Annotated in this window: 13 protein-coding genes; 8 read left to right on the forward strand and 5 right to left on the reverse strand. The window is 31.9% G+C overall.

Features of this window, described 5'->3' with window-relative positions; all coding sequences use genetic code 11:
• Positions 1-153 precede the first annotated feature (153 nt).
• Both ACI9TV_RS05100 and ACI9TV_RS05105 read right to left on the reverse strand, forming a co-directional pair.
• On the reverse strand, positions 154-2,271 hold the full coding sequence (locus tag ACI9TV_RS05100) for a cache domain-containing protein (protein ID WP_415249686.1): 2,118 nt from the start codon (positions 2,269-2,271) through the stop codon (positions 154-156).
• A gap of 384 nt (positions 2,272-2,655) precedes the next feature.
• The gene (locus ACI9TV_RS05105) at positions 2,656-3,564 is read right to left on the reverse strand and encodes a DUF302 domain-containing protein (protein WP_415249687.1); all 909 of its coding nucleotides are present in this window, start codon (positions 3,562-3,564) and stop codon (positions 2,656-2,658) included.
• 215 nt (positions 3,565-3,779) lie between these two features.
• Here ACI9TV_RS05105 and rpsF point away from each other — a divergent pair, with 215 nt between their 5' ends.
• The 5 genes from rpsF (at position 3,780) to ACI9TV_RS05130 (ending at position 7,687) form a co-directional block, all read left to right on the forward strand.
• Positions 3,780-4,250 carry a 30S ribosomal protein S6 gene (rpsF, locus tag ACI9TV_RS05110; RefSeq protein WP_415249688.1) on the forward strand — a complete coding sequence of 157 codons (471 nt, stop codon included), beginning with the start codon at positions 3,780-3,782 and terminating at the stop codon, positions 4,248-4,250.
• 33 nt (positions 4,251-4,283) lie between these two features.
• Positions 4,284-4,856 carry a single-stranded DNA-binding protein gene (locus tag ACI9TV_RS05115; protein WP_415249689.1) on the forward strand — a complete coding sequence of 191 codons (573 nt, stop codon included), beginning with the start codon at positions 4,284-4,286 and terminating at the stop codon, positions 4,854-4,856.
• Positions 4,857-4,884: 28 nt separating this feature from the next.
• Positions 4,885-5,148: a 30S ribosomal protein S18 gene (gene rpsR, locus ACI9TV_RS05120; protein ID WP_415249690.1), complete on the forward strand. Its 264-nt coding sequence runs from the start codon at positions 4,885-4,887 to the stop codon at positions 5,146-5,148.
• A 143-nt stretch (positions 5,149-5,291) separates the two neighbouring features.
• Positions 5,292-5,945 carry a hypothetical protein gene (locus tag ACI9TV_RS05125; RefSeq protein ID WP_415249691.1) on the forward strand — a complete coding sequence of 218 codons (654 nt, stop codon included), beginning with the start codon at positions 5,292-5,294 and terminating at the stop codon, positions 5,943-5,945.
• Between the two features lie 26 nt (positions 5,946-5,971).
• The gene (locus tag ACI9TV_RS05130) at positions 5,972-7,687 is read left to right on the forward strand and encodes a hypothetical protein (protein ID WP_415249692.1); all 1,716 of its coding nucleotides are present in this window, start codon (positions 5,972-5,974) and stop codon (positions 7,685-7,687) included.
• Between the two features lie 31 nt (positions 7,688-7,718).
• Here the strand turns inward: ACI9TV_RS05130 and ACI9TV_RS05135 are convergent, their stop codons facing one another.
• The 3 genes from ACI9TV_RS05135 to serB all read right to left on the reverse strand — a co-directional run bounded on the left by ACI9TV_RS05135 (position 7,719) and on the right by serB (position 9,172).
• Positions 7,719-8,057, reverse strand: a complete 339-nt coding sequence (locus ACI9TV_RS05135; protein WP_415249693.1) for a cytochrome C — start codon at positions 8,055-8,057, stop codon at positions 7,719-7,721.
• A gap of 183 nt (positions 8,058-8,240) precedes the next feature.
• A complete protein-coding gene (locus ACI9TV_RS05140; RefSeq protein ID WP_415249694.1) occupies positions 8,241-8,549 on the reverse strand; it encodes a hypothetical protein in 309 nt (102 codons plus the stop codon).
• Positions 8,549-9,172 (reverse strand): phosphoserine phosphatase SerB, encoded by a 624-nt coding sequence (serB, locus tag ACI9TV_RS05145; RefSeq protein ID WP_415249695.1) that lies wholly within the window; start codon positions 9,170-9,172, stop codon positions 8,549-8,551. The genes ACI9TV_RS05140 and serB overlap by 1 nt, the downstream gene beginning before the upstream one ends.
• Before the next feature lie 90 nt (positions 9,173-9,262).
• Here serB and ACI9TV_RS05150 point away from each other — a divergent pair, with 90 nt between their 5' ends.
• The 3 genes from ACI9TV_RS05150 to serS are packed head-to-tail and all read left to right on the forward strand — an operon-like array spanning position 9,263 to position 13,311.
• Positions 9,263-11,086 (forward strand): PilZ domain-containing protein, encoded by a 1,824-nt coding sequence (locus ACI9TV_RS05150; protein WP_415249696.1) that lies wholly within the window; start codon positions 9,263-9,265, stop codon positions 11,084-11,086.
• Between the two features lie 50 nt (positions 11,087-11,136).
• Positions 11,137-12,048 (forward strand): methylenetetrahydrofolate reductase, encoded by a 912-nt coding sequence (locus ACI9TV_RS05155; RefSeq protein WP_415249697.1) that lies wholly within the window; start codon positions 11,137-11,139, stop codon positions 12,046-12,048.
• A 12-nt stretch (positions 12,049-12,060) separates the two neighbouring features.
• Positions 12,061-13,311 (forward strand): serine--tRNA ligase, encoded by a 1,251-nt coding sequence (gene serS / locus ACI9TV_RS05160; RefSeq protein WP_415249698.1) that lies wholly within the window; start codon positions 12,061-12,063, stop codon positions 13,309-13,311.
• Positions 13,312-13,706 lie beyond the last annotated feature (395 nt).

Consider the following 13,706-nt stretch of genomic DNA (forward strand, 5'->3'; position numbering starts at 1 on the left):
CTTTATTATTTTGACACTATATCCAAAAAGAATAAACTTTTTTCTTTTATGACAAATTGAAGAATTTTTATATATTTTATTGAGGGATAGGAACTAATTGATAAGTAAGCAATTACTTGTCAATTAGTTCGAGGAAGAGAAGAAATCTTATTTTTAAACAATATTATCTAAGATATCAAACATCTCTTTAGACGTAAGCTCTGTATCTTTAAATAAAGCTATAATCTCACTCGGATTCATAGTACTACTTTCTTCAGTCATCTTCATTACACGAGCAATATTGTCATGTAAATTCTTATGTGGTTTATTTAAAGAGTCAAAAGCGGCATTATTAGTAAATGTATTTTTACCGTCTTTTATGTACCATTCTCCAAGTTTACAACTAGTATGATTACCTAATGTAGATTCTGATTTACCTTCAAAAACTAATGAGTATGTATAGTTTTTATATACCATATGATCTAATTTCGCCATATTAATAAACAATTCGTGGCCTATAATCGTATTATCTGCCGTGATTTTTTCAGAGTTCACTATAAGTTCACCAAGAGTACCTTTGAATAAATCAAGTTTACTTTGTGATGATTGAGCATGTTTTTCTATAGATTCACTATTTACAGTCATACTTACAGAAGTTTGTTTAAGTACGCTAATATTTGCTTCTACTTCACTCGTTGCCTTTTGTGTACGTTCTGCTAGTTTTCTAACTTCATCAGCAACAACTGCAAAACCACGACCATGTTCACCTGCACGGGCAGCTTCTATGGCTGCATTTAACGCAAGTAAGTTTGTTTGATCAGAAATATCTTTAATCAAAGAAATAACATTAAATATTTCTTCAACATTAGCATTTAATTGTTCAGCAGAGATTCTAGAATCACTAATCATTTCTGTAATATTTGATATCGTCTCTATAATCTCATCCGTAGAGATTGTAACCTTAGAAATAACAGCTTCTGTCTCTTTGTTTAATGCATTAACATCACTGACCTTTTCAACATTCTTTTTCATGCTCGCACTTAGGTTATTTGCATTATCAATTGCGCCACTAATCATTCCATCTGAAAGTGCTAAATTCAATTTGTTCTTATTCATTGCACTCTCTACTTCTCTGGCAGAATCAACTGCCCTTTTCGTTTCTTGCTTAGCCTCATTAGATAAAATCTCTACTTTGTCTAAAAACTTATTAAAGCTTTCACTTGCATGCCCTAACTCATCACAGGACTTAACTGGTAGTCTTTTAGATAAATCGGCATCTCCATGTGCAAGTTCTATCGCAACTTTATCAAGATTTAAAATAGGTTTTACTACGGCAATTTTAATAACCGTAGTTAGGAATATTAAAATAAAAAGATCTATTAATGCCATTATATAAACTTGTCTTATCAGGGAATCTTCTGATTGGGCAATTATATTATTAACATTTGTAATTTTGTTACCAACAACAGCAAAGCCAACTACTCTATTTGAAAAATCTTTTATAGGTTCAGATATTATGAAATAGTTATCTGTAACTTGAAATGAACTAGCATTAGAAATATCTATATTTTCTAAATCTTTTATAAAATCTTGATTTACAACTTTTTCTTTTACAGCTAAAGTGTAGTTTCCTATCTTCTTAGCTTTTTCTAATGCAGTAGCCGTGGATAAAAAATCATTTTTCATTACTATCGCTATATCATATGAATGTGATTTCTTTGCTAATTTTACGATAGAGTTTAAGCCTTGCATAAATTCGACTGAACCAAGGTATTCATCATTCGCAATTATTGGAGCTAATCCACGAAGAACTAAACCTGCACGACCTAATTCAATAGCAACAAGTGGTTTTTTATTCTCTTTAACACTTACTACTGTTTTTCTAAATGAACTTAGATCATCCCCAAATTTTTTCGGTTTCCAAGCTCTTAAAAAACTATGCGCCCTAGCATCATGAATATGTATCTTAATATTTTTATAATCCGTATAGTCTTTAAATACTTGGGATACAGAACTAAGTCCTTGTATCGCTATACTTCTATCCTTCTCTTTCAATGCCCTAACTACATCATAATTATGAGAAATATTGATTGCATTTGTAAGACCTATGCTCTCTTTAGATTTTATAGCTTCTTGGTACATAGATCGAAGAGACTTCTCTTGCTTCGTATACACATCATGTTTCATCTCGTCAATCGAATAAAAATAATTAATCATAATAATGACAAATCCTAAAGCGATTGACAGAATAAGTGGGATATGTATTTTTTTGCTAATGGAAAGCTTATTCATTTCCTTTTCCTTTTATTAAATATATTTTCACTGCAATAAATTGAAGCTTTTATCATATATACATCTTAACATACATCCTAATACATTGAAGTCAATACCATAAGAAAAATAAACTGCTTTAACTAGATATTTCATTTTGTAACATTAGTAGTTTTAATTTACAATTAGTTAAAATATAATTAAATTTCCTTCAACAATTATTATATATAAGTGATAATATTTAGATAAAGGGAGTCATTCTAGTACTTAAATATCGACATAATAATTCTATATAAAATCATAGCTATAAAGTAAGGGGAATTTTAGAAAGGTTTGATTTTTGAACAGGTACTTAGGTAAAACTCGCTCAAATATTCATCGATATAAGAGCGAGATAAATAAAGACTATTTAGTTACATCATTTAAGATAGACTCAAAATCAGTTTGTGCTTTCACAAGAGCATCTATGGAAGCTTTATCTGTAATGCCTGCACTACTTAGCCAGTTATAAACAGCTGTAAAGCCCATTACTATTTTGTCTTCACCTTTTTTCTTATACATCATAGTTGTACAAGGAGCAAATGCTGCTGCTTCAGGTCTTACCTTAGAAACTGCCTTGATAACATCAATTTTACAAATTGAATATGTTGTATAAAAATCATATGGGCTATCTTTACCAAACTCATCACTAAAATCAAAGTAACTCGGCATTACAAAACCCGCCTCTGCAAACTGTTCTTCAAAATTTTCTTCTAATGTTTCTTTTGATTCTTCCCAGTCTTTGCCTTTTACATCTAAAGAATAGCTTGTTAATAGTCGTCTTGTCTCATTTAAACTCTCTTGAGAGTATGCGTGTTTCGCATTTGGCAATAAATCCATAATCACTTTGTTTATAGAAGATTCCACTTCACCTAAAAGTTTTGTCTTTTTTGCTAAGATTTTAGTTTGAGCTTGGGCTGATACAACAGCAATATGTAAATTAGTTTCATTTTCAGTTTGATATATTGCTACACCCATCGGTACAAAAATACCGGCATCTGCTTGTTCTTCTAACAGACGTAAAGATATAGTGCTATGATAAAGAGAAATAGCATTATAAATCTTAAATCCACTTTCGCCATAGCCTTTAGTCAATCCATCATGTATGTCAGAATTAATTCCTATCGTAAAACCATTTTTTGCAAATGCTTTTTGAATCATTGAAGGAGTTATTTTCCCCGCCTTGTTGTCTACAGTATAAATATGTAAATCTCCATTCGCGTATAATGATGTAATACTTAAAAATATTATCATAAATATAACAATTTTTCTCATTTCTAACCCTTTATTAATATATTAGAAAATTATACTACAAAATTTATTCATATATCTCAGTTGTAAAAAATTATTTATATTTCTTTGTTTTAAGCAAGTTTTCTATATAATCGCGGGTTCCTTTCTCTTTGTATCATTTTTATGATGATATATTTTAGATATCCGAAAGGGAAACATACGCCGATGAGGCAAATACCAAAGGGAGAATATACTCTATGAGAAATTACGAAAACTTAGTTATCGTTAAACCTACATTAACAGCAGAAGAGATCCAAGCTAACATAGCAGCGATTGAAGAAGTGATCACTTCAAACGGTGGCGAAATAGCTACTACAAGTTCAATGGGAATGAGAAAATTAGCATACCCAATCGAAAAAAATGAGCGTGGATATTTCCATGTTATCTATTATTCAGTTGCTCCAGCAGCAATTAATGAAATTGAAAGACGTTTCCGTATCAACGAAGAACTTCTTCGTTTCGTTACTATCAAGTATGACACAAACCGTGAAATAAAAGCATGGAATCATCTTGTTGAAAAAGCTCAAAAAGCAGCAGCAGTGAAAACTGAAGCTCCAGCAGCAGTTGAGGCTCCAGTAGCAGAAGAAGTTCCAGCAACTGAAGCAGCAGTAGAAACTCCAGCAGTTGAAGCTACAGAAGCTCCAGTAACTGAAGCAGCAGCAGAGTAATTAGCGTTAAGCTTAAATTAGTAAGGAAAACCCATGTACAATAAAGTCATATTAGTTGGAAACTTAACTCGTGATATCGAACTTAGATACTCTCAAGCAGGTATGGGCATAGCAAATACTGCTATTGCAACTAGCCGTAAATTCACTAGTAATGGTGAAAAAAAAGAGGAAGTATGTTTTGTAGATATTACATTCTTCGCAAGAAGTGCAGAGATAGCGAACCAATACCTTCGTAAAGGGAGTAAAATCCTAGTAGAAGGAAGACTTAACTTTGACCAATGGGTAGATCAAAATGGACAGAAACGCTCGAAACATTCTATTGTAGTTGAAACTATGCAAATGTTAGATTCTAAAGGTGACAACCAAGGTGGTGGTGGATATAACGCTCCTGCTCAAGGTGGACAACCTGCGTATCAACAACCAGCACAGCAACAACAGCAAAGTTATCAAGCGCCTGCACAGCAGCAACAACAAAGCTATCAAGCACCACAACAACAGCAACAAAAGCCTGCGTATAACAACCAAGCTGCAGCTCAAAGTCGTGCTATGCCTAGTCCTGATTCTGTTCCAGTGATTGACATCGATGAAGATGAAATTCCATTCTAGAAAATAATAGATAATAAAAGGAAATACCATGTCAGAAAAAAGAAAATATAAAAAAAGATTTTGTAAATACTGTGAATCAAAAGTTGATTTTATGGATTATAAAGATGTAGGAGCTTTACGTTTCTCTCTTTCAGAAAGATATAAAATTATGCCACGTCGTTTAACAGGTAACTGTAAACGTCACCAAGATATGATCTCTATCGTTATTAAAAGAGCTCGTGCTGCAGCATTAGTTCCTTATACAGTAACTCGTAAAGCGGTTATTACTCAACCATTCGAAAACCTTAAATAGGCTTTCTTTTAACTCCTCTTTTTTGAGGAGCTTAAAACTCACACTTTAAAGAACCTACTATCTCTATTCAATCACAAATTTACAACATAACATCTAAAATACTAAATGACAAAAATTATTTTAATGAATATATTTGTTCAAATATGCAAAATTCCTACTACTGGAGTGATGACTGGAATGAAGCATTCTATATTGAATTAGCAAAAGCTGGATTTATTAGCACTACACATGATGAAAAAGAGATTTTATTACTTCTTCCAGAACTTCAATATGACTATGCATTACTAGATTTTCAAGATTTACATATTTCACATAAAGTACAAAAGCTACTTAAAAACAATGATTATGAACTATGTATCAATAATCGCTTTGCAGAAGTTATTGAAAGGTTTTCACAGCAACATAAGTATAATTGGTTAAAAGGCAAGTATGCCCAACTCTTAAAAAATCTACATCTCAACTACCATCCAAAAAATAACTTTAAAGTAATCTCTGTAGAACTTCTTTGTAAAGAATCAGGAGAATTAATTGCAGGTGAAGTTGGATATATCATAGGTAAAACATATACAAGTCTCAGTGGATTTAGTTCTAAAAATAAAATTCATACTAATTGTGGAACACTACAGCTTGTTTTACTTGCAAAATATTTAGAAGAAAATAATTTGGAATTTTGGAATTTTGGACATCCTCATATGACCTACAAACAAAAACTTGGGTGTAAAATATACACTCGTCATGATTTTCTTACTCGATGGAATCTAGCTACACAAGTCCCCATATCAACTGAATTTATTTAGGAATATTTTTTGCTTTTACATAGCTTATGAAATATATTTTAATAACTCTTACCCTTATTCTTTCCATATATGCTAAAGACTTTTCTATTGTCATAGATAAACCTTTTAATAGTGCTCTATTTGACATTGTAGAAGATTACGACAGAACTATCTCTGCTGTTGGTTTTTCTTCCTCTTATGAAGCTACAAAAGCAGATACAACTGCATATACAAATGCATTTGATTATCTTAGTAGTATATCTAGTGGCCATGGAACACAGATGCATCTTTTAAAAGTGGATAATCAAGCGAATCTACTAGTAGATAAACTTGCAAACTTAGCAAAATATAATGAAGCAATTGCATTGGTGAAGACTCCCCAAAATGGCTATATAATAGGTGGCTATACATTAGATGGTTCTTTACTCATTTCTAAACTTAACGCTAATGGAAAACTCATCTTTACCAAAACATTTGGTACAAAGAATCATGATGTTATGAACAATATCATTTTACTTAAAGATGGAGGAATCCTAACTATAGGCTCATCAAGTACATCTCGTTCATCACAAGATAATATCTTTGAAACTGGACTTGGCTTAAACGATATCTATATAACGAGATTTACAAAAGATGGACGAAAACTTTGGGGAAAGAAATATGGAACCCAGTACGATGACAGAGGCTTAGACGCAGTTGAAGCAAGAGATGGTTCCATAGTCATTGTTGGAACAACCGAATACGATGCTCACAAAAATATAACACTTCTTAGAGTTACCGGAGACGGAGATAAAGTTTGGATTAAACATTACAAAGAGAAAAACTTCCTTACCCCATACAAAATAATTAAACTTAGAGACAATAATTTTCTACTCTCTCTTGCACAAGAAAATGAAATAAAAAAAAAGCAGATTAGACTTATTAAATTCAATCTACAACGAGATATATTAATTGATAAAGAGATATATACTTCATATTCAAGTGTTTTACGTGATATAAAAGAGTACTCTGATGGTGGGATAATTGGCGTTGGTTATGTCAAAGACACCTATAACACCAATGCTCTAGTCATGCTTTTGGACTCGGCTCTCAACATGACACACCAAGAACATTTTGGCGCTCAAAACTATGATGCATTTAACGCAGTAACTATTTTACACAATTCCCAAGCAGCCGTTGCGGGAATAAACACTTCAGAAGAATCTCAAGAATCAAATATGTGGATAGTTAAGCTTAATCGGGATGCAACTGTAGTTCAACTTTCAACTAAAATTGAAAGTTTTTATACACAACTACAAAGAATATTTAAACAAGAAATTGATGCTAAAAAACTTCTGATTAAAGAGAATTTATCTATCGAGATTGTTGATTCTAGTTTATTGTTCAAACAAGGGGTATATAAGCTTACAAAACCTCAGGAAGAATTTCTTACACTCTTAGGAAAAAAATTGATTCCATTTTTAAATGCCAATAGGGAATTTATATCTACATTAGAGATTAATGGTCATACATCAAGTGAATGGGGAGGAACTACTTTTAGCTCAAACTACCTCAATAATGAAAAGCTATCCATGAACCGTTCTTATGCAACATTAAGCTATTTATTTAAAGAACAAACCGAATCTACTCAAATGTGGTTATCCAGAGTATTAAGAGGTAGTGGTTTTGCTTCTTCAAAGCAGGTAACGTTTGATAATAAGGTTGAGAATAAGATAAAGTCTAGAAGAGTGGTATTTAAAATATTGTTAAATGAGAAGAAATAGACTCAAGAAAACTTGAATCTATTTTAGGAGATTAACCACAAGAAGGGATATCACCGTCTGAAGCATATTTGTGTACGAAATCATAGAAATCTGTTACATGTTTTTCTTTCATTTTGTCAAACTTCTTTACACCAGAAGGGCAAAGTGCTTTCCATTCTGTCATTAAAGCATCATCAGCTTTAAGTGTTTCCCATTCAGCACGAGTATGTTTAACAGCAAATAGTGCACCATTTTTAAGACCATCTTTCTTACAAGCTTTTAACTTTTTAAGATAATATTTTTGACCTTTTTTAGCATCAGCAGATACTGTCGCAGTAAACATTGAACTTGCTACTAACGCAGCTAATAGTAATGAACTTGTTTTTGTCATATTTTTTCCTTTGTTTGTGATAAATCTGTGATAGTTTACATCTTTGTTGATAAATATTCGATTAAGACTTATACTTGAATAAATATTTATCAAAAACTAGATACAAAACTTCACACTAGATATTTTTAGTCTTTTTGTTTCAGCGCTATTCTAACGCTAAATTGTGTAAGAATTGTGTATATTTTACGATTCTTGTAGACGAAAGCTCAAACGAGTTTTGTCTTGTTTAAATTTCTTATATAGTTTAAACTTTGCTTGTTCTAACTCTTCATCAGTATACGAAAAGGCTTCCTTCAATTTTGCATCATCAAGTTTCGCACTATCCATTGCAAAGAGCTTTAACTCTTTTTTCGTTAACTTAGCTTTAAGTACTCCATAAAGTTCTTTTTCATCTTCAATTAAATTTATACTATCTATATGCGTAAACTCGGCTAAAAGTTCACGAAAGTTATTGTCCTCGTTATACTGTCTCCATACTGTGCTTTCTAACATTAAATTTTCTCCAATATCTGTGTTAAATCTTTATCTTTTATAATTATATTTGCTTCTTTCTCAAGAATCTCTCTTGCACAAAAAGCCACTCTAGTTCCAGCATGCGCAAACATCGAAAGATCATTTGCTCCGTCGCCACATACTAATGTTTCTTCTTCGCTTACTCCAAGAATATTTTGCAATCTTTGGAGCATATCCCCTTTAGAATAGTTAAACATCATGTCTCCACCAACCAAACCAGTCAATTTCCCATCTTTTTCGTGTAAAACATTTGAAAAATCTGCATCGTAGCCTAAGATGTCTTTTGCATAGCCTGTTGCTGAGCGAAAACCACCGGAGAAACAAACTACTGTTATTCCTCTTTCTTTAAGCTCTGCAATTGTTTCTCGTGCGCCTGGCATATAGGGAAGATTCTCGCTGATCTTCTTCACCACTGAGTAATCAAGCCCTTTTAAAAGTCCTACTCTTTGTTGCAGTGATTCAAAAAAATCAAGTCTACCACTCATAGCCTCTTCTGTAATTTTCGCTACCTCTTCACCAATTCCTAGTTCATCCGCAAAAAAATCGATTGTTTCACCATCCATAAGTGTAGAATCGAAATCAAAAACCGCTAGTTTTAACATGTATTTTCTCTCTTATATTATTATGATGGAATTATACCCGTTTCATAGCTTTTTTATTTGCTATAATACATTTAATTTAAAAGGATTTATTTGAGTTTATGCTATTTATATTCTAAGTCATCATCATATCCCCACCAACAAGAACTACTTCAAGCCTTCAAGAAAAGTGTAACTCTAGAAATCGAGACTATTCAGATAATCGATGACTTTGATATTTATATTATTGAATTATATCAAGCAGATAAAGAAATTTCAAAAAAATTAGTAAATCTATTTAAAAAAAGAAAACATTCTCTTATCTATTTTATTATTCCTAAAAACTATACTCTGCTACTATTCCAGTTAACTTTTTTATTAGAAACAAAATCTATTATTACACATAATCAAAATATAGAAAAAACCATTACTAAAATTAAGACAGATAGAGAAATATTTATACAAAACAATTTAGAACGTTGGATAGGACATCTAAAACTTCAAACTCAGAATTTCATTATCTATCAGAACTCACACCTTATATTTGTAAGTCAGTCTTTGCTAGGTTTATTTTCATCTCAAGACAACAGTCTTTTTGAATTAGATATTCTCTCTCAAGTAGACATTAAAACACTTCTCACAAACAATACTAGTATTACTCTTCATGTTCAAGATAATACAAATACACAAAATAAATATATCTTCAAAAGTGTAAGTGCATCCGACAATGAAACAATAATCTACATTGATAAAAACAATACACAAGGGAAAAAGCTTAGCTTGCTCTCAAGTCGCTTCGCGTTTATAGAATTACTAAAAGAAAATATATTACAAAGAAATGTAAACTATAAAGAACTGGGTCTTCTTACCATTAACATACAGAATATCAAAAATTTACTTACGCAATACAAAGTAGTTGAGTTTGAAGATGTCTTACTTGAGATGTTATTATTTATGGAATCAATTTTAGAAAATAAGCTTATTTTTGCACAACTAGAAAAACATTTTTATGTTGTATGTTTTGAGGATATGACTTTTGAACAACTTAATGTAATGACGGAGTATTTTCATAAGAAAATTTTAAACCATATAAATACTACAGACAACAGAATAAATATAGATTTATTTACAGTTTCGCTTAAAAATCATGAATTTAGTACGGTACTTACCACCCTTAATCAAATTGAAAATGGAGATCTCAAAGAAAATCTAAACAACGATAGTTATATCAAGCATTTTAGCAATCCAAACCGAGAAGTAAATGCTAAAAGCTTACTTGATGATGCGTATCAGGAAAAACTTACATTTAAGATACTCAATATTTATAATGGCCTTGTAATTAATAGCTCTTCTAAAATACTAAAAGTCACTGAGGAACATGTATATATAAGTTTTGAAGCACTCCAAGGTGTTATTCTTAACCTTGAAAAAGCAACTGTTATCCAGTCTGATACTTTTTCTCAGGACATCTATGCCGAAGTAAAACAAATAAATCTAAGTAAAAGAGTAGCTGTCTTAGAGAACTTTAGATTTTTAAAAACAAATGCGAATTCTAGAGAATATGCAAGAGTTACAACTCCAATAAAAATACCCATAGTTGTTAATACATCTGGAAAAATAGTCAATGGTTTTATTTTAGATATATCTATCAAATCAATTGCTATTAGAGTAAAACATATACCAAAAATACCGATACTTGAAAAGAACAAGGTATCTTTGGTTTTTAATATATTAGATAAAGCCTCAGAGGATGGTTATTTGCAGTTGCATCTTTCTGCAAATATTATCGTAGTAACAAAGATTGATGAATCTAATCATTACAAAATAGTCTGTGACTTAGACCAAGACTCCCACGATCTAGATATAGTTTTACAATACGTTTATGAAAGACAAAAAGAACTCATAATTGAACTTAAAAAAATGGCTAAATTAAACTAGCTATATATTTTGTTATAATTACGAACTTATACATATTCCTAGGATTTTTTTTGTTTACTACACTTATACATAAACTACAAAACGATACATATATAACACTAGAAACTACACCGGGTCATTCGCCACAATTTGCTCCAACCATAGACAAAATTGAAGCGCTTGGTTTAGAAAATCTCGTTGATGCTTTTTCAACGACAGACAATCCTTTGGCAAAGTTAAAATACAACGCCTTATTTGCTGCAAAGATGCTTCAAGAAAGATTTAACAAACCTGTAATCGCGACAATGAGTATGCGAGATAGAAACAAGATTGCTTTGCAATCTGATTTGTTAGGTGCTAATGAAGTTGATGTTAGGGCTATACTAGCATTAACAGGAGATCCCGCGACACGTTCGGATCAACCTCATTCAAAAGGTGTTTTTGAGGCAGATAGCTCTCTCCTTTTAGAAATTATCTCTGCTTTTAATTCTGGGATGAATTATGCAGGAAAACCTTTTGTGCATAAACCAAAAGAGATATACCCTTTTGCCGTCATCAATTCATATGCAAAGAACCCTAAAACACTTCAAAAGAAAATGCAAAAAAAGATTAAAAATGGAGCATTGGGAATCATTACACAACCAGTATATGGCCTTGAAAATGCTAAACTACTTTTAGAACTAATTGAAAATGCAAAAAAAGAATGTTGCAGCGAAAATAAAAGTGCTGAACTTATTTTAGGACTATTTCCCATAACAAAGCTTCGTACAGCTCAATTTTTATCTGCACATGTTCCAGGAATCAATGTTCCAGATATTTGGATAGAAAAACTTCGCGTTGCAAATACACGAAGCCCTGAAGAAGAGTATAAAGTTGGATTTGAATTAAGTAAAAATCTTTTCGATGACTTAAAGCAACTTCACCCAAAACTTCACCTCATGACAGCGAACCAATTTCAGCTCGCTCACGATATATTAGTATAAATAAGGAACATAATGATTGATTTAAAACTACTCCAAAAAGATTTTGAGAGCATGAGTGCAAAGCTCATGAGAAAAGGTGTTGATGCTTCTTTACTTGAAAATTTAAAAACAAAAAATGAAGAATTAAAAATTGCAAAAAAGAACTTTGAAGCACTCCAAGCACTTCAAAATTCTATGAGTAAAGAATTTGGTATTTATAAGCGAGAAGGCAAAGATATTGCTGAGCTTAAGGCTAAAGTGGATGCAAATAAAATAGAAATCACAAAAGTACTTGATATTCAAAGACAAAAGCAAGAAGAACTTGAATCAATGGCAATGACCATTCCTAATGTCCCCGATGATTCAGTTCCCAATGGTAAAGATGAAGAAGACAACATTGAACTTAAACGTGTTCTTACTCCTAAAGAGTTTTCATTTACTCCTAAAGAGCACTGGGAACTTGCAGAACAAAATGGATGGATAGACTTTGAACGTGGTGTTAAACTAGCAACTAGTCGTTTTTCTGTTTCTTTTGGTATGGGTGCAAAACTTGAACGTGCTCTCATAAACTTTATGCTTAACTTCAATTCTGATAGAGGTTTTAATGAAGTAAGTGTACCTGCCCTTGTAAATCGTACAGCACTAGAAGGTACTGGTCAACTTCCAAAATTTGAAGATGATTTATATAAAATGGAGGGTCAAGAACTTTTCCTAATTCCAACAGCTGAAGTTCCAGTTACAAATCTTTACCAAAATGAGATTCTAGCAGCAAACGAACTTCCTAAAAAAATGACAGCCTACACATCGTGTTTTAGAAAAGAAGCAGGTGCTGCTGGACGTGACACGAGGGGAATGATAAGACAACATCAATTTCATAAAGTTGAGTTAGTAGCCCTATCAAAACCGGAAGATAGTGAAACAATCTTCGATGAGATGGTATCATGTGCATCAGATATTCTCACAGCACTTGAATTACCACATCGTATAGTAAATCTTTGTACAGGGGACTTAGGTTTCTCTGCTGCATACACAACAGATATAGAAGTTTGGTTACCAGGTCAAAACCAATACCGCGAAATCTCTTCTATCTCAAATACAAGAGAATTTCAAGCAAGACGAGCAAAAATCCGTTATAAAGATGGAAAGAAAAATAGCTTTGTAAATACCCTTAACGGTAGCTCTCTTGCTGTTGGTAGAACTCTCGTAGCTATTATGGAAAATTACCAAAATGAAGATGGAAGTATAGATATTCCAGAAGTTTTAGAACCTTATTTATCGATGTAATTTCCTCTTTTTATACTAAATAGGCAGATTCAACTGCCTATATGCTACCACCTTTTCAATTATTCTTTAATTTCGAACAAACTTCAAATGTAATACTTGTTCTCCAGTTTGTTCATTGAACTCTTTATTTAGTATAGAAGTATGTAAATACATCATACTACAGAAAATGGAGTTAAGATAATGTTTAATTCACCATATAGTAACATTACATACGATAAAACCTTGATGCGCTTATATACACGTGGAAATCATCAAGAAGCACTGCAAACTTTCAGAAAACGATGTCGGAAGGTATGAGTATTTTAAAAGATACTCAGTGTAAGACTTGGATTGGTATTTATATGGAGTTTGTTTTAGTACAAGCTTTCTATACTAAGAAAATTATCTTTAAAATT

Source organism: Sulfurimonas sp. (genome assembly GCF_047622445.1).
In the GTDB taxonomy this organism is placed as follows: Bacteria; Campylobacterota; Campylobacteria; order Campylobacterales; family Sulfurimonadaceae; genus Sulfurimonas.

Coding starts and splice junctions, on each gene's coding strand:
- serS (WP_415249698.1), top strand. CDS start 12,061: ATGATTGATTTAAAACTACTCCAAAAAGATTTTGAGAGCATGAGTGCA.
- ACI9TV_RS05100 (WP_415249686.1), bottom strand. CDS start 2,271: ATGAATAAGCTTTCCATTAGCAAAAAAATACATATCCCACTTATTCTG.
- serB (WP_415249695.1), bottom strand. CDS start 9,172: ATGTTAAAACTAGCGGTTTTTGATTTCGATTCTACACTTATGGATGGT.
- ACI9TV_RS05125 (WP_415249691.1), top strand. CDS start 5,292: ATGCAAAATTCCTACTACTGGAGTGATGACTGGAATGAAGCATTCTAT.
- ACI9TV_RS05105 (WP_415249687.1), bottom strand. CDS start 3,564: ATGAGAAAAATTGTTATATTTATGATAATATTTTTAAGTATTACATCA.
- rpsR (WP_415249690.1), top strand. CDS start 4,885: ATGTCAGAAAAAAGAAAATATAAAAAAAGATTTTGTAAATACTGTGAA.
- ACI9TV_RS05140 (WP_415249694.1), bottom strand. CDS start 8,549: ATGTTAGAAAGCACAGTATGGAGACAGTATAACGAGGACAATAACTTT.
- ACI9TV_RS05115 (WP_415249689.1), top strand. CDS start 4,284: ATGTACAATAAAGTCATATTAGTTGGAAACTTAACTCGTGATATCGAA.
- ACI9TV_RS05135 (WP_415249693.1), bottom strand. CDS start 8,057: ATGACAAAAACAAGTTCATTACTATTAGCTGCGTTAGTAGCAAGTTCA.
- rpsF (WP_415249688.1), top strand. CDS start 3,780: ATGAGAAATTACGAAAACTTAGTTATCGTTAAACCTACATTAACAGCA.
- ACI9TV_RS05130 (WP_415249692.1), top strand. CDS start 5,972: ATGAAATATATTTTAATAACTCTTACCCTTATTCTTTCCATATATGCT.